Here is a 16,372-nt window from a genome sequence, read left to right on the forward strand (position 1 = left end):
GTCATGCCGATCGCCGATCACCCCTGAAGAGATGTTTGCATACGCATATTTTTACGTCTAGTCTTTCTCCCGGGAACAGCCTGTCCGCCTCCTCATGAACCGCTGTCGTGGCGCTGGCACATCTGCTTGATCGAAGGGAGTTTCTTTATGACTGCTGCAAACGCGCTCGGCCAACTGACGGAATTGCTGGTAAGCGGAGGGGTAGAGGTGGTCGACCTGACGGCACCACTCGGACCGAACACGCCGCTCCTGAAGCTGCCGCCCGAGCTTGCCAAGGATACCCCCAAGATCGAGATCCACCGCATCTCGGAATATGATCAGGACGGTCCGTTCTGGGCCTGGAACTGGCTCAAGGTCGGAGAACATTCCGGCACACATTTCGATGCGCCGCATCACTGGATCACGGGCAAGGACTTTTCCGACGGTTTCACCGACACGATCCCGGTGAAGAACTTCGTTGCGCCGGTAAACGTCATCGACTGCTCGCAGCAGACCGCCGAAAACCCCGATTTCCTCCTGACCGCCGAAGGCGTAAAGGCCTGGGAAGCCGCCAATGGCGAGATCAAGCCGGGTGAGTGGGTGGTGATGCGCACCGATTGGGACAAGCGCAACGAGTCGGAGGACGCCTTCCTCAACGCCGATGAAAACGGACCACATTCGCCCGGACCATCACCCGACTGCATCCAGTATATCCTGGAAAAGGGCGCGATCGGCTGGGGAACGCAGTGCATCGGCACGGATGCGGGCGCTGCCGGCGGATTCGAGCCGCCATTCCCGGCGCACAACCTCCTGCACAAGAACAACCGGTATGGTCTGGCGAGCCTCGTGAACCTCGACAAGCTGCCGGCAAAGGGCGCGATCCTGATCGTTGCGCCCCTGAAGATCGTACAGGGCACCGGCAGCCCGGTGCGTGCTCTGGCGCTTGTTTCAAAGGCCTGATCGGGCGTAACCGCCGATCACATCACCATCGGAGGCAGCAGCAACAGCGTTGTTGCCGCTTCCGATCTCTTCGGCGAGGTGTGCGTGATGCGGCGGGCAAAGCGGGTCATGGAACCTGCAGGCGATCGGGCAGGGAACGGCGTGCCCGTTTGCTAAAGGATATCGGTAATGGCCGCGTCGAAGCGCGCGATCTCATCGGCTGAGTTGTAGTGAACCAGCGAAATGCGCAAGGCACCGCTGGACATGGCAAGGCCGAGGCGGGCCATCAGGCGGGGCGCAAACATGTGGCCGTCACGCACCGCGACGTCCCTGTCGGCCAGCGCCTGGGCAATCGCACCGGGCGCGTGGCCGGGCAGGTTGAAGCAGATCGTCGGTACACGCTCCATCGTGCAGGCGGGATCGGCGATGCCGTAGATGGTGGCGCCGTGGCGGTGCAGCACGTCGAGGCTGCGGGCCGACAGGTCCTGCTCGTAAGCCTGGATCGCGTTCATCGCGGCAACGAGGGCATCGCGCCGCGAGGCTGTTTCGGACACGAATTGCTGCCCAAGCGTTTCGAGATAGCGGATGGCCGCCGCCATGCCGGCCACGTTCTCGTAAACGAAGGTGCCGACCTCGATCTTGAACGGCGGTTCGTTCGGGATGAAGTCTTCGCGGAAGGTCGGCAGCGCGCGCAGCTTGTCGAGCTTGCCCCACATGAAGCCCATATGCGGCGAGAACGTCTTGTAGCCGGAGCAAACGAGATAGTCGCAATCCCAGGCCTGCACGTCGATCAAACCATGCGGGCCAAAATGAACGCAATCCACGAACACTTCGGCGCCGGCCTGATGCGCGGCATCGGCGATGTCGCGGATGTCGACCAGCGTGCCGAGGGCATGGGAAGCGCGGGTAAATGCCACCAGTCGGGTGCGGCTGTTCAGCAGCGGACGAAGATCGTCGAGATGGAGCCTGCCATCAGGGCGCATGCGCCACCACACGATGCGCGCGCCGAGCGGCTCCAAGGCGAGCCATGTGGCAATGTTGGCGTCGTGGTCGAGATCGGTGACGATGATTTCGTTGCGGGTGCCGAGCATCTGACCGATGCCGAGGCTGACCAGGCGAATAAACGACGTCGCATTCATGCCGAACGAGACTTCCGACGGATGAGCGGCGTTGAGAAAGAGCGCAACGGTTTCGCGCGCGTCGGCGACCGACTGATCCACAGCCACGCTCTGGCGATAACGCCCGCCGCGCTGCACGTTGTGCTGCAGGAGATGGATGTGGATCGCGTCGAACACTCCTTGCGGCACCTGTGCGCCGGCTGCGTTGTCGAAAAAGATGGTCGAGCCGGATTGCGCCAGCGCAGGAAATTGCGCCCGCACATGATCGAGCGGAAAGACGGCCGGCGAGGTGTTCATTGAAGCGGCCTAGTGCATGATCTGGTTGAGGAAGGCGCGGGCGCGCGGTTCCTGCGGACTGGCGAAGAAGGCCTCCGGCGGCGCGACTTCCTTGATCTGCCCTTGATCCATGAAGATCACGCGGTCGGCCACTTCGCGCGCAAAGCCCATCTCATGGGTCACCACCACCATGGTCATACCTTCATCGGCGAGCCCGATCATCGTATCCAGCACTTCGCGGACCATTTCGGGGTCGAGCGCCGAGGTCGGCTCGTCGAACAGCATGATCTTCGGCTTCATGCAAAGGGAACGCGAAATGGCCGCGCGCTGCTGCTGTCCACCGGAAAGCTGGAACGGGTACTTGTTGGCGTGTTCGGCGATCTTGACGCGCTCAAGATAGTGCATGGCCCGGTCTTCCGCTTCCCGCTTCGGCACCTTGCGCACCGAGATCGGCGAGACCGTGCAATTTTCGAGGATGGTGAGATGGGGGAAAAGGTTGAAGTGCTGGAACACCATGCCGACGTCCTGGCGCACCTCGTCGAGCTTTTTCATGCCCGGCGTCAGTTCGATGCCGTTGACGATCAGCGTGCCGCTGACATGAGTTTCCAGCTGATTGATGGTGCGGATCAGCGTGGACTTGCCGGACCCCGAAGGTCCGCACAAGACGATGCGTTCTCCATAGGAGACATGAATATCGATGTCGCGCAACGCCTGGTAGGCACCGTACCACTTGTTGATCCCCGTCATGCTGACCGCCGGAACGCCGTTGAAGTCGATTTTGTGCGGGTGAGCAGACGTCATGAGGGCCTCGATAGGGAGCGAGCCGGAAACCGTGTGAGAGCGGCGAGGCGGTGGATCACCGCGCGTAAAGGCGCTGGTTGCGGCCTTCGAGATAGCCGACGATACGCACAAGCGGCCAAAGCAGCACGAGATAGATGATGGCGGCACCGATCAGCGGTGTCGGATTGGCCATCAGGGCTTGCGTGTCCTGCGCCTGCTTGAGCAGGTCGGGCATGGCGACAACGGAAGCCAGCGCCGTGTCCTTGAAGACGGCAATGGAGTTGGACGTCAGCGGCGGGATGATCACCTTGATCGCCTGCGGCAGGATGATCTTGCGCATGCTCATCCAGAACGGCATGCCGAGCGTCGCGGCGGCTTCGAACTGGCCGGCTGGCACGTTCTGAATGCCCGCGCGGCAGACTTCGGCGGTAAACGCCGCCAGCACCATGGACAGCGCCCACAACGCCGACACGAAGGAATTCAGCCGAATTCCGATAAAGGGCAGGGCGTAGTAGATCAGGATCAGCAGCACCAGGATCGGCAGGGCGCGAAAGATGTCGATATAGCCGATCGCCAGAAGCTGGATCGGACGCGGCGCATACAAGCGCACGAGGCATAGAAGCAGGCCGCAGAACGTGCCAAGCAGAATGCTGGCCACGCCCAGCATGATCGTGTTGCCCAGACCCCGCATCAGAATGGGGAAAGAGCGGATCAGGATGTCCCAGTTAAAGAAGGTCTCGATCAGTTCCATGGGACAAATCCGGAGCGGTGGAGAACAGGAAGCGAAGCGCCGCGCATCGAGGCGGCGCTTCGTTGAAGGCGATTACTGCGCGGTTGGCACGTCGGAAGGCGTGACCGTGCTGGTGCCGGCTTCAGGCGCCACGCCAAACCACTTCTCGTGGATCTTGGCCATCGTGCCATCGGTCTTCATGGCGGAGATCGCTTCATTGATCTCCGGCAGCATCGGCAGATCCTTCTTGGCCATCATCGCGAAGCGCTCACCGGTCGGGATGCGAACGAGAACCTTGAGAGCCTGGATCTTCTTGATGGCATACTGGAAGCCGGCGAGTTCGCCCGCGCCGCCATCGATGCGGCCGTTCTGCACGTCGAGCAGAAGATCCTGCTGGGCATTGTAGCTCGTCACATCGGCAATGCCGTATTTTTCGGCGTTTTCCTTGGCCCACTTGTCGCCGGTCGTACCGGCAACAACGCCGATGGTCTTGCCCTTCAGGTCTTCCAGCGTTGCGATCTCGGTACCCTGACGGCCGACGATCGTGCCGTCGCTGTCATAGTAAGCCTGCGTGAAGGACTGGTTCTGCAGCCGTTCATTAGTAATGGAGATCGAGGAGATCGCGAAGTCGATGCGACCCGAAGCGGTGGCAGCAAACAAGGCCTGGAAGCCCAGTTCCTGGAATTCGACGCCTTTGCCGATGCGTTTGGCGGCTTCGGTCGCCACATCCACTTCATAACCTTCAAAGGTGCCCGCTTCGTTTTTGAACTCCCAGGGCGGATTGGCGGCATAAGCGCCAACAACCACATTCTCCTGAGCCTGCGATGGCAGGGCAAAGGCGCTGAGCGCGGCGAAGGCCATACCGACAAGGACGATGCGTTTCATCATGTTCTTTCCCCTTTTTGTTCCGGTCGTGCCGGTGATTACGCCACCATGGCCCATTGGCAGGCCATCGGTTGCTTTTGTTATGCGTCAGGCGGTGCGCAACAGGGCGATCAGCCGTTCCTCCAGCGCATCCACCGCTTCGGGCGTCGTGACGATACCCGGCGACAAACGCAGCGTACGTCCGCGTGCGTCGGTGTAAAGCTCGGCCGCGCGCAAGGAAGCGACGATCTCGGCAGGATTGGCATGGTCCGGCAGGGTGATCATCACACTGCCGCCGCGCTCATTCGGATCGGCCGGCGAGGCGAGCGTCCAGCCGTTTGCATGGGCCATGGCGACCAACCGCTCCGTATGCGTGCGGTTTTGTTGTGCGATCGCTGCGATACCGGTTTGCTCCACCCATCGAAGTCCGGGCAGCGACGCCACGCTTGCCAAAATCGCCGGCGTGCCATGATCGAACCGGCGCGCATCGCCCGCATAAGTAAACTTGTCGAGGTCCCAGGAGAAAGGGTTCTCCTGGCTGAACCAGCCGCGCAGTTCGGGCTCGCACTGGGTGAGTAGATCAGGCCGCACTTGGAGGATGCCGGCACCTGACGTGCCGCACAGCCACTTCAGTGAAGTGGAAACAATGAAGTCGACGGCAAGATCGGCGACCGAGAACGGCAGAACGCCAACACCTTGCGTGATATCGACGCCAACAAGCGAGCCCATGGCGCGACCATGCTCGGAAAGCCGCTTCAAGTCGCAGCGATGCGATGTTGTTGAGGACACGAAGGTCAGCAAAGCCAGTCCGACATCGCTGCCCCATTGCTCCAGAATGTCTTCGTCGCGCACCCAGGTCTCATTGGGGCGGAGGGGGACGGTATGGAGGACGAAGCCGAACCGATCCTGAAGCTTGTTCAAGAGGAAATGAAGGCTCGGGAAACAATCGGCCGCCACAAGCACGCGCTTGCCCCGCAACGTGCCTTCGGGCAACCCGCCGATGAGGCTGAACAAGGCCGTGGTGACGTTTTCAGCTGTGGTCAGGCTGGATCCCGGGGCCTCGATCAGGCGCTGCCATGCTTCGATAAAGGCTTGCCGTGCCTTGAGGGCGTAGGGCCATTGCGCGTCATCTTCAGCCGACCAGGCATCAGAGAACTGCGTCAGGGCCTGCGTCATCGCCCCTGCCTTGCCGGGAAACGTGCCAATGGAATGATAAAGAAAATAACCCGACATCAGCGCCTCCCGATTTGATCAAATGATCATGTTAGGAGGAGGTCGTCAACTGCTACGCTTGCTCATGCGCGCTTCTTGGTGCCGTTCAGAAAAGGCCCAACCCACAGCCGGGGTAAGAGGCTCATCCGCAAAGCTCCTTCAGCAAATCCCAGGTGATGGTGATGTCCCGCTCGAGTTCAGCGCGCGCTTGGGCTTCGTCGCGGCGGTCGATCGCGGCAAGAATGGCAAGATGCTGCCGGATGTATGGCTCGTGCGTGCCGTTCTTGACGAGAGGTTTCACATGCTTGGACAGCATCCGCATATAGGGCCCGAAGCGGAGCCACAGCGTGTCGATCAGTTGCACAAGCACGTCGGAGCCGGACGCCCGGTAGATCGCGAAGTGGAAATCGCGATTGCCCACCAGCATGCTGTAAACATTACCGGCCTTGGCTGCCGCCGTATGCGCGTCTTCGATTTGCACAAGGCGGGCCAGATCTTCGGCCGTGATGAACCGTGTGCCGAGCTCGACGGCCAACCCTTCCACGGCCACCCGCGCCCGACACAGATCGTCCAGCCGCGCAAGCGTCACGGGAGGAACGCGTGCCGACCCGTTGCGTGAAACATCAAGCGCGTTCTCGGCCGCGAGACGACGCAGGGCTTCGCGCACCGGCATATGGCTGGTGCCGAACTGCCCCGCGAGCAAGGAAATCGTCAGCGCCTGTCCCGGATCGAAGTCGCCATTGATCAGCGCACTGCGCAGCTGGCTATAAACCATGTCTTGGACTGTGGCGCGGGTGGTGACGCGCTCAAGAACAGGTTCAAGGGTCAATGCGACGGTTCCGATGCTATGCGAATGCTCTAGCCTTAACACAACGCCCTTGTTCGTCCACCTCTGTGCACCAGGCGCTGCCACCCACACTTTGAAGCCGCAAGAGCACCCCCACAAAAAAGCGCCTGCCCGGTTCCCCAGGCAGACGCTTGTCAGTTCACCTATACGCCTGGCTGCTTACCAGCTGGCGAGAACCGAGCCCTTGAAGGTCTTTTCCACGAAGTCGCGGATCTGGTCGGAATGGTAGGCTGCAACCAGTTCCTTGACCCAGGGCTTGTCCTTGTCTTCGCTGCGCACCGCGATCACGTTGACATAGGGGCCCTTCGGGCTTTCGCGCAGGATCGGGTCTTTGACCGGATCGAGACCGGCTTGTTCGGCATAGTTGGTGTTGATGCCGGCGGCATCGACGTCGGGCAGCGCGCGGGGCAGCTGGGCTGCGTCGATCTCGACGATCTTCAGGTTCTTCGGGTTTTCGGTGATGTCGGCGATGCTGGCCTTGGTGCCCACGCCGTCCTTGAGCTTGATCACGCCTTCATCGGCCATGAGCAGAAGAACGCGGCCGCCATTGGTGGGATCGTTGGGAATGGCAACCGTGCCGCCTTCGGGCAGGTCGCCGATCGCCTTGATCTTGTTGGAATAGATGCCGATCGGGAAGTTCACGGTGGTGGCGACCGACTCGATCTTGTAGCCGCGATCCGTCACCTGGTTGTCGAGATAAGGCTGGTGCTGGAACGAGTTGGCGTCGAGTTCGCCCGAGTTCAGCGCTTCGTTGGGAACGACGTAATCGGAAAACTCGATGATCTCGAGATCGATGTCCTTTGGCGCCAGAAGCGGCTTCACGGCTTCGAGGATCTGGGCATGTGGTCCGGGCGTCACGCCGATCTTGATCGTTTCGGCATAAGCCGCACCGGTGGTCAGCGCAAGGCCGAGCGCGAGGCCGGCAAAAAGGGTCTTCAGGGTCATGAGAAAGGGATCCTTGAACTGGAGGGGGGGTTAGAACCGCGAACGCTTGTCGAAGCGCCGCGCAAGAAAATCGCCAAGGCTTTGCACGCCCTGCACGAGAATGATCAGCACGATCACCACCGTCAGCATCACGTCGGGCATGAAACGCTGGTAACCGAAGCGGATGCCGAGATCGCCAAGTCCGCCGCCGCCAACGGCGCCCACCATGGCCGAATAGCCGATCAAACTGACCACGGTCAGCGTCAGCGCCAGGGTGATGGCGGGCAGCGCTTCGGGTAACAACACCTTGCGCACGATCTGCATCGGGGTCGCACCCATTGCCCGGGCGGCTTCGATCAGGCCCTGGTCGACGCCGCGAATGGCGCCTTCGATCACGCGGGCGATAAAGGGCGCGGCTGCAATCGTCAGCGGCACGATCGCAGCCTTCGTGCCGATCGAGGTGCCGGCCAGAAAGCGCGTCAGCGGCACGATGGCGACAACGAGGATGATGAAGGGCGTGGAGCGCGCCGCATTCACGATGAGGCCGAGCACGCTGTTGATCCAGGGTGCCGCAAACAGTTCGCCGGAGCGGCTGGTCGCCAGAAACACGCCGAGCGGAATGCCGATCAGCGAGCCGATCAGGCCCGACACACCCACCATATAAAGGGTCTGGCCGAAGGAGGAGATCAGCAGGTTGAGGATCTGCGGGGAAAACACATCAGGCCACATAGCCGAGCACCTCCACTTGAAGGCCGAGTTCGCGCGACGCATCCGTCAGCGCCTGCAGATGGGCCTGATCGGCCGGCGTGCTGACAACCAGCGTGCCGAACGGATGACCGCCGATATAGTCGACATTGCCCTGGATGATGCCGAGATCGATGTTGAGCTTGCGCGTCAGCACCGACAAAAACGGCTGGCTGGCATCGCCGCCGGTAAAGGTGAGGCGCACCAGAACCTGGCTGCCGGCCAGCGGCTGGGCGCTCAAACGGCTGGCCAGATGCGCCGGCAGTTCGTTGCCGGTGATCGACGACACGAAGGAGCGCGTGGTTGGATGCTGCGGGCGGGTAAACAGGTCGAAGGTCGGGCCTTCTTCCACGATGCGCCCGCCATCAATCACCGCAACACGGTCGGTCACCGCCTTGATCACCGACATTTCATGCGTGATCAAAAGGATGGTCAGGTCGAGTTCGGCATTCACCTGGCGCAAGAGCGCCAGGATCTGCTCGGTGGTTTCAGGGTCGAGCGCCGAGGTCGCTTCATCCGAAAGCAGCACCTTCGGATCGGTCGCCAGAGCGCGGGCAATGCCGACGCGCTGTTTCTGGCCACCCGACAGTTCGGCGGGATAACGGCGCGCCTTGTCGGCCAGTCCCACAAGGTCGAGCAGCGGCATGACCTTGTTTTTGATGGCGGCACTGCTGACACCGGCGATTTCGAGCGGCAAGGCGACATTGTCGTAGGCGGTGCGGCGCGCCAGAAGGTTGAAATGCTGGAAGATCATGCCGATCGAGCGTCGTTCGTGACGCAAGGCGCGCTCGTCCAGCGCCGAAATGTCGGTGCCGTCCACGATCACCTGGCCGCGTGTCGGCCGTTCAAGCCCGTTCACGAGGCGGATCAGGGTCGACTTGCCGGCGCCCGAACGGCCGATCACGCCAAGGATCGCACCCTTCGGGACATCGAGCGTGATCGTGTGCAGCGCGGTCACCGCACCCGTGCCGGTACGCCCGGCATAGGTCTTTTCCACCTCGCGCAACTGGATCAAGGCGGGCGGCGGCGGCGCGGCGGCGGGTGCTGCGGCAGGGGAAAAGGAAGTGGGTGTCAAAGTCACAGGTAGTCCGAAATTGGGAGCGTATAGCTACTTGTTTTCTGGCGAAGGTGTCGAGGAACGCGGGTTCGCCGAACGGTTCTGAAAGAGCACGTTCTTAAACGAAACGGTTCGAAACGGGTCAGATTTTCCAAAATAGGGCAGCGCGGCAAACCGTCACCACATGAGCCGGTTTTCCGTGCTGATCGCCCATGCCTGACTTCCGGATGTCGGGAGGCTGCAGCCGGGCGCGGAACTGTTCGCACGTCATCCGTGTTTGGCTGCAACATTTTCCGGGGGTCTTCATGCCATCTCGTTTAGCCGTGGCCGAAAGTGAGCCGCAGCTCGTTCCAGGCGCTCTGCCAATGCCGACCGATCTCGTTGCCCGTCATGCACCCGCCGCAGCTGTCGCGGCCCGCCTCCTGTCCACCTTTGCCGATGAGAAAGCGCCCGGCCTGATCCACATCGCGCGCAGCGAACGCGAGGCCGACGAGATCGCGCGTGCGCTTCGCTGTTTCGATCCCGCGATCGAAGTGCTGCTTCTGCCGCCGTGGGATTGTCTGCCCTATGACCGCACCCCGCCGCAGCGCGACTGCATGGGTCAGCGCATGGCGGCACTTGCCGCAATCGATAGACAGCCAAACAAGCGCCGGCTGGTGGTCACGTCGCCCGCCGCCATGCTGCAGGGCCTGCCCCCGGCTAATGTCGTTCTGGAAGCCAGCTTTTCGATCGCCATCGGCGACACGCTGGATCGCGACGCGCTGAGCGCCTTTCTCCTACGCACCGGCTATATTCTCGATGATCGCGTCGATGAAGCGGGCGAAGCAGCCCTGCTCGGCGATGTCGTGGATATTTTCCCGGCCTCCGACGCCTTCCCCGTTCGCGTCATGCTGGGCGACGGCGATATCGTGGAAGACATCCGCACCTATGATCCGGCAACACAGCGCACAAACGAGTCGATCAAAAGCCTCGCCTTCGGCCCCGCCAGCGAAGCCATTGCGCCGGCAGGTGAGGAGGAAGCCGACGCGGTATCCGGTCAGAGCATGGAAGCGCGCATGTCGGCGCTTTATGACGACATGGGAACGCTGTTTGATCGCCTGCCCGACTTCGCCGTCAGCCTGTCGGAAGAAGCGGATGAGCGCGCCGATGCGGCCCTCGACCTGATCAAGGATGCGCTTCAGGCCCGCCGCGACTTCGGCGAAGCGCATTCGCGCGGCGGCGATACCTATTACATCGATGCAAAATCCTGGAAAAAGGCGCTGAAGAGCCGCAAGCCTGTGACGATCAAGGCTGAAGCGGTGGAAGCGGTGCCGCGCTTCACCCTGGAAACGCATCCGCAAAAAGCCTTTGCCCGCTTCGTGAAGAAAAAGGTCGAGGCCGGCAAACGCGTGGTGGTCACGGGCGTCGGTCCCGAGCTCAGGCGTTTGTCGCGCATTCTGGCGCGCAATGTGGATGGCGAGGTGACCAGCGTCGACACCTGGCAGGCGGCGCTCGAAACGCCGAAGGCCGGCGTCACCAAGGCCGCTTTCGATCTCAGCGGCGGCTTCGACGATCCCGACAATGATCTTGTCGTGGTCACCGCGTCCGATCTGTTCGGCGCGCGTTTGAGCGCAAGCGAAGCCACGACCGAAGACCTCCTATCGGAACCGGAACTGCGCGTCGGCGATGTCGTGATCCACGAAGATCACGGCGTCGGCGTTCTGCGTGCGTTGGAAAGCGTCACGGTGGACGGGGCCGAGCGTGATGCCGTGCGGCTGGAATATCATGGCGAAGCGTCGGTTCTGTCGCCGATCGAGGAGTTCGGCCGCATCTGGCGCTATGGCGCGGAAGCCGAAGCCGTGAAGCTCGATCGCCTCAACACCGATGCCTGGCTGAAGCGGCGCGCCGAAGTCAGCCGCGAGATCGACAAGGCCGCCGCCGATCTGATCGCGGCTGCAAAGGCGCGCGCTGCAGAAACGGCCGAAGCGATCAAGCCGCCGCGTGCCGCTTACGCCAAGTTCACGTCGCGCTTTCCTTATCCCGAAACGCCCGATCAGGCGGCCTCGATCGAGGCGGTGCTGGACGATCTGGAATCCGGCAAGGTCATGAACCGGCTGATCTGCGGCGATGTCGGCTTCGGTAAGACGGAGATCGCGCTGCGTGCCGCGGCAGCCGTGGCTTTGACCGGCAAGCAGGTCGCGGTTGTCGCGCCGACCACGGTTCTGGTGCGCCAGCACTTCGAGAACTTCCAGCGCCGCTTTGCCGATACCGGCATCAAGGTCGGCCATCTCTCGCGCATCACCGCCGGTTCCGAAATGGAGGCCGTCAAGGAAGGGTTGAAGTCGGGCGAGATCGGCATCGTGGTCGCCACTCAGGCCGTGGCCTCCGACGATGTCACCTTTGCCGATCTCGGCCTGCTGGTGATCGACGAGGAGCATCGCTTCGGCGCCAAGCTCAAAGACAAGATGCGCACGCTTGCTCCCGCGCTTCATACGCTCACCATGAGCGCGACGCCCATTCCCCGCACGCTGCAATCGGCGATGGTCGGCGTGCAGGATGTCAGCATTCTGGCAAGCCCGCCGGCGCGCCGCCGTCCGATCCGCACCTTTCTTGCGCCTTACGATGCCGCGTCCCTGAAGACCGCGCTGATCCGGGAAAAACGACGTGGCGGTCAAAGCTTCTTTGTGGCGCCCCGCATCGAGGATCTCGGCGAGATCGAGGCCCTCCTGAAGACCCTCGTGCCCAAGCTCGATCTGCGGGTCGCGCATGGCAAGATGGATGCCAAGGGCATGGACGAGGTCATGGTCGGCTTTGCCGCCGGAAAGGGCGACATTCTCCTGTCCACCAACATCATCGAAAGCGGCCTTGATGTGCCGCGCGCCAATACGATGATCGTGTGGCGTGCCGACCGCTTCGGTCTCGCCCAACTCCACCAGCTGCGTGGCCGCGTCGGGCGCGGTCGAACCCAGGGCGTGACCTATCTTCTCACCGAAGCCGACAAGGCGGTGCCCGACGCCACCCGCTCGCGCCTGTCCACGCTGGTTGCCTTCGACCGCCTCGGCTCGGGTCTCGCCATCAGCGCCCGCGACCTCGATCTGCGCGGCGCCGGCGATCTCATGGGCGAGGAACAGGCCGGTCATATGAAGCTGATCGGCGTCAGCCTGTATCAGCGCCTTCTCGCCCAAGCCGTGGATGCCGCGCGCGGCGATGCGGCCGGCGATCGCACCGAGCCCGAGATCAATCTGGAAATGGCGGGATCGATCCCGCAGGACTACGTGCCGGAAGCCACGATCCGCCTCAACCTGTACGCCCGTCTCCAGCGTATCACCCGAACCGAAGAACTCGACGCCTTTGTTGAAGAAATCGCCGACCGCTTCGGCGAGCCGCCGGAAGCCGTCACCACCCTGCTCGACCTCGCCCGCCTGAAACTCCTTGCCCGCGATCACGGCATGTCGCGCATCGCCGCCGGCCCGAAAGCAACCGCCATCAGCTTCCGCAAGACGCCGACCGAAGCACGTTGGAAGTCGTGGCTGAAAGGCGAGGACGTGTCGCGTCGAGAAGATCGTCTGATCCTCGCCAAGTCGACCGAACCGGGTTCTGAGCGTCTGGAACTCGTCAGATCGCTGCTCGAAACGATGGCGTGACGACAAAGAACGCGGCGCTCACGGCTCGCGCTTCACCAGATAACAAAAAGGAACGCCGATGCCTCGGCGTTCCCCTTGTTCTGTGTTGCCATATCGGCGTTCTGCGCTGCCAAATAGCGGTTACGGACCGCCATTACCGCCCACCGCACCATAAACCTGGCCGGTCGCGAAGCTGTTTTCGTTCGATGCCAGCAGCACGTAAATGCCCGCCAGTTCGCCCGGCTGACCGGCGCGACCGAGCGGCGTATCGGCGCCGAACTGCGGCAGATCCTCCGGCAGCTGGCCACCGCTCGGCTGCAACGGCGTCCAGATCGGACCCGGCGCAACACCGTTGACCCGAATGCCCTTCGGGGCCAGCTGCTTGGCCAGGCTCTGCACGAAGTTGCGCCCGCACGCTTTCGTCATGGCATAATCCATGATCACGTCGGGCGGATCGTAAGCCACGACCGAGGTCGTGATGATGATCGACGAACCGGGCTTGAGGTGCTGCAACGCAGCCTTTGTCAGCCAGAACATCGCATAGACATTGGTCTTGAACGTCGCGTCGAAGTCTTCGTCGGAGATGTCTTCGAGGCTTTCACGCGCCTGTTGGCGTGCCGCATTGCTGACGAAAATGTCGAGCCCACCGAGTTCGCGCGACGCATCCTCGATCAGCTTGCTGCAGAACGCGCGATCCTTCAGATCGCCCGGCAAAGCCACGGCCTTGCGGCCTTCCGCCTCGATCAGTGCGACAACTTCCTTGGCGTCGGATTCTTCCTGCGGCAAATAGTTGATGGCGACATCGGCACCTTCGCGGGCATAGGCGATCGCAGCCGCGCGACCCATGCCGGAATCGCCGCCGGTGATCAGCGCCTTGCGGCCGGCGAGCCGTCCGGAGCCCTTGTAGCTTTCCTCGCCATGGTCGGGCTTCGGGTCCATCTTGCTGGCAAGACCCGGCCATTCCTGCGTCTGCGCGGGATAAGGCGGCTGCGGATACTTCGTGGTCGGATCCTGCAAGGGCTGCGTCGGTGTTGCTGCCGCTGCCGCTGTGCCAGATTTCGCGGCTCCACTGCTTTCCTGCGCACTCGCACGGCCGGCAAAAGCCGTCACGAGGCCGGCGGACATGCCGCCAACAAGAAGACGCCGGGAGCGATCGGCGCTGTCGGATGTCATCATCGTCTCCAATCTTGTATGAAAATCGCATCTGGCAAAGCCTCAGCGCCGCCACCTGTTCCCCCATCACGCAAAACTTTACCGATCGGGCCGAACATGCCTCCTTGCTGATGGAACGGCGGCGCAGTTCAGGGGTTAGCGGGCAGGACCGGACCAGCCGGTCCTCAACATCCAGTTTCCCCCGCCAAAAGGACCGCGCCCGATGACCGAGACCGTTGCCGACTTCATCTGGACGCGCCTGCAGGCCTGGGGCGTTCGCCGTGTTTTCGGTTATCCGGGTGACGGCATCGGCGGTTTGATCGGCGCCTTGGCGCGCACGGAAGGCGCTATCGACTTCGTTCAGGTGCGCCACGAGGAAATGGCCGGCCTGATGGCCACCGCCACCGCCAAGTTCACCGGCGAAGTCGGCGTCTGTATTGCGACGTCTGGCCCCGGCGCCATCCACCTCCTGAATGGTCTCTACGATGCGATGGGTGATCATCAGCCGGTGGTCGCTCTGGTCGGCCAGCAAGCACGCAGCGCGCTCGCCTCGCATTATCAGCAGGACATCGACTTGCAGGCGCTGTTCCAGAACGTCGCCAGCGCCTTTATCGCGACGGCCTTCACGCCCGAACAGGTGCCGCATCTGATCGACCGCGCTTATCGCATCGCCAAGGCGGAGCGGAAGGTCACCTGCGTGATCCTGCCCAACGATCTGCAGATGGAAGCCATGAAGCAGCCGCCGATGGCGCATGGCATGACCCATTCCGGCACGGGCATCGAGCTGTCGCCCATGGTGCCGGGCGAGGCCGATTTGCGTCATGCCGCCGATATCCTCAACAGCGGCAAGAAGGTCGCGATGCTGGTGGGTGCCGGCGCGCTTGACGCCGGCGATGCCGTGCTCGCTGTCGCCGAAAAACTGGGTGCAGGCGTTGCCAAAGCCCTGCTCGGCAAGGCCGTTTTGTCCGATGAAGTGCCGTTCTGCACCGGCTCGATAGGCCTGCTCGGCACGAAGGCGAGCTGGAAGCTGATGCAGGAATGCGACACGCTTCTGATGGTCGGATCCGGCTTTCCTTACACCGAGTTCCTGCCCAAGCCCGGACAAGCGCGCGGCGTTCAGATCGACATTTCGGCAGGCATGCTCGGCCTTCGTTATCCGATGGAAGCGAACCTTCTCGGTCATTCCCGCGCCACGCTGGAAGCTCTGCTGCCCTTGCTCGACCACAAGCAGGACCGCAGCTGGCAAGATGAGATTCGCGAGGCCACGGCCGATGCCTGGGCCGAGACCCGTGAAGCAGCCATGGTCGATGCCGATCCGATCAACCCACAGCGCGTCGTGCATGAATTGTCGGAACGCCTGCCGGACCGCAGTGTCGTTGTGGCCGATAGCGGCACGACATCCGTCTGGTATGCGCGCAACCTGAGGTTCCGCGAGGACATGATGGGCTCCGTATCCGGCATGCTGGCGACGATGGGCTGTGCCGTGCCTTACGCGATCGCCGCCAAGTTCGCGCATCCGGACCGTCCGGTGATTGCGCTTGTGGGCGATGGCGCGATGCAGATGAACGGCATGTCCGAACTGATCACCATCGCGAAATACTGGCAGCGCTGGGCTGATCCGCGCTTGATCGTGATGGCGCTGAACAATCGCGATTTGGCCTATGTGTCATGGGAAGAGCGTGTGCAGGCGGGCGATCCCAAATGGGAAACGAGCCAGTCTCTGCCCGATGTGCCTTATGCCGAATTCGCCAAGCTGATCGGCCTGGGCGGTCGCCGTGTCGAGCGGCCGGAGGATGTCGGACCAGCCTGGGAAGAAGCGCTGGCTTCGAAAAAGCCCTTCGTGCTCGACATGATCACCGATCCCAATGTCGGCCCGATCCCGCCGCATATCACCTTCGAGCAGGCGCGCAACTTCATGGGCGCAATTGTGGAAGGCGACCCCGAACCGCGCGGCACGATCATGCAAACGGCACGCGAACTCACGGCCTCTTTCTGGCCTAGAAAGTAGCCGATCAGGTTCCAGGTAAAGGAACCAGATCGATAACGCGCTCGAGAACCCGCCCGGATGCGCGCTTTTGAAGGCGTGCTCTTGCCGACCCCATCGTTTTGTCGGCAAAATGGGTGAACGAAGCAGCGGAACGCGACGCG

Annotated in this window: 13 protein-coding genes; 3 read left to right on the forward strand and 10 right to left on the reverse strand. The window is 62.4% G+C overall.

What is annotated here, in order from left to right; translation table 11 throughout:
* Positions 1-147 precede the first annotated feature (147 nt).
* Entirely contained in the window at positions 148-939 is a 792-nt protein-coding gene (locus tag JYU29_RS14300; RefSeq protein WP_213985473.1) for a cyclase family protein, read from the forward strand.
* A 152-nt stretch (positions 940-1,091) separates the two neighbouring features.
* On the opposite strand, the gene JYU29_RS14305 is transcribed toward JYU29_RS14300, so the two are convergent.
* From JYU29_RS14305 to JYU29_RS14345, 9 genes are all read right to left on the reverse strand, one after another.
* Positions 1,092-2,333, reverse strand: a complete 1,242-nt coding sequence (locus tag JYU29_RS14305) for a cysteine desulfurase-like protein (RefSeq protein ID WP_213985474.1) — start codon at positions 2,331-2,333, stop codon at positions 1,092-1,094.
* Between the two features lie 9 nt (positions 2,334-2,342).
* Complete coding sequence (locus JYU29_RS14310; RefSeq protein WP_213985475.1) at positions 2,343-3,113, reverse strand: amino acid ABC transporter ATP-binding protein; 771 nt, start codon at positions 3,111-3,113, stop codon at positions 2,343-2,345.
* 55 nt (positions 3,114-3,168) lie between these two features.
* Positions 3,169-3,843, reverse strand: coding sequence for an amino acid ABC transporter permease (locus JYU29_RS14315; protein ID WP_213985476.1), 675 nt, complete (start codon positions 3,841-3,843; stop codon positions 3,169-3,171).
* 72 nt (positions 3,844-3,915) lie between these two features.
* On the reverse strand, positions 3,916-4,710 hold the full coding sequence (locus JYU29_RS14320) for an ABC transporter substrate-binding protein (protein WP_213985477.1): 795 nt from the start codon (positions 4,708-4,710) through the stop codon (positions 3,916-3,918).
* A gap of 84 nt (positions 4,711-4,794) precedes the next feature.
* Entirely contained in the window at positions 4,795-5,919 is a 1,125-nt protein-coding gene (locus JYU29_RS14325) for an aminotransferase class V-fold PLP-dependent enzyme (RefSeq protein ID WP_213985478.1), read from the reverse strand.
* 121 nt (positions 5,920-6,040) lie between these two features.
* Complete coding sequence (locus JYU29_RS14330) at positions 6,041-6,727, reverse strand: GntR family transcriptional regulator (RefSeq protein ID WP_250157452.1); 687 nt, start codon at positions 6,725-6,727, stop codon at positions 6,041-6,043.
* A 177-nt stretch (positions 6,728-6,904) separates the two neighbouring features.
* Positions 6,905-7,690: a MetQ/NlpA family ABC transporter substrate-binding protein gene (locus JYU29_RS14335; protein WP_213985479.1), complete on the reverse strand. Its 786-nt coding sequence runs from the start codon at positions 7,688-7,690 to the stop codon at positions 6,905-6,907.
* 30 nt (positions 7,691-7,720) lie between these two features.
* Positions 7,721-8,398 (reverse strand): methionine ABC transporter permease, encoded by a 678-nt coding sequence (locus tag JYU29_RS14340; RefSeq protein WP_213985480.1) that lies wholly within the window; start codon positions 8,396-8,398, stop codon positions 7,721-7,723.
* Complete coding sequence (locus JYU29_RS14345) at positions 8,388-9,488, reverse strand: methionine ABC transporter ATP-binding protein (RefSeq protein WP_213985603.1); 1,101 nt, start codon at positions 9,486-9,488, stop codon at positions 8,388-8,390. Before JYU29_RS14345 ends, JYU29_RS14340 begins: the two co-directional genes overlap by 11 nt.
* A 287-nt stretch (positions 9,489-9,775) precedes the next feature.
* On the opposite strand from JYU29_RS14345, the gene mfd reads away from it, so the two are divergent.
* Positions 9,776-13,093, forward strand: a complete 3,318-nt coding sequence (gene mfd / locus JYU29_RS14350; RefSeq protein WP_213985481.1) for a transcription-repair coupling factor — start codon at positions 9,776-9,778, stop codon at positions 13,091-13,093.
* A gap of 120 nt (positions 13,094-13,213) precedes the next feature.
* On the opposite strand, the gene JYU29_RS14355 is transcribed toward mfd, so the two are convergent.
* Positions 13,214-14,248 (reverse strand): SDR family oxidoreductase, encoded by a 1,035-nt coding sequence (locus tag JYU29_RS14355; protein WP_250157453.1) that lies wholly within the window; start codon positions 14,246-14,248, stop codon positions 13,214-13,216.
* 199 nt (positions 14,249-14,447) lie between these two features.
* On the opposite strand from JYU29_RS14355, the gene JYU29_RS14360 reads away from it, so the two are divergent.
* Positions 14,448-16,232 carry a thiamine pyrophosphate-requiring protein gene (locus JYU29_RS14360; protein ID WP_213985482.1) on the forward strand — a complete coding sequence of 595 codons (1,785 nt, stop codon included), beginning with the start codon at positions 14,448-14,450 and terminating at the stop codon, positions 16,230-16,232.
* Positions 16,233-16,372 lie beyond the last annotated feature (140 nt).

The sequence above is a fragment of the Tianweitania aestuarii genome (genome assembly GCF_018457165.1).
GTDB classification, from domain to species: domain Bacteria; phylum Pseudomonadota; class Alphaproteobacteria; order Rhizobiales; family Rhizobiaceae; genus Tianweitania; species Tianweitania aestuarii.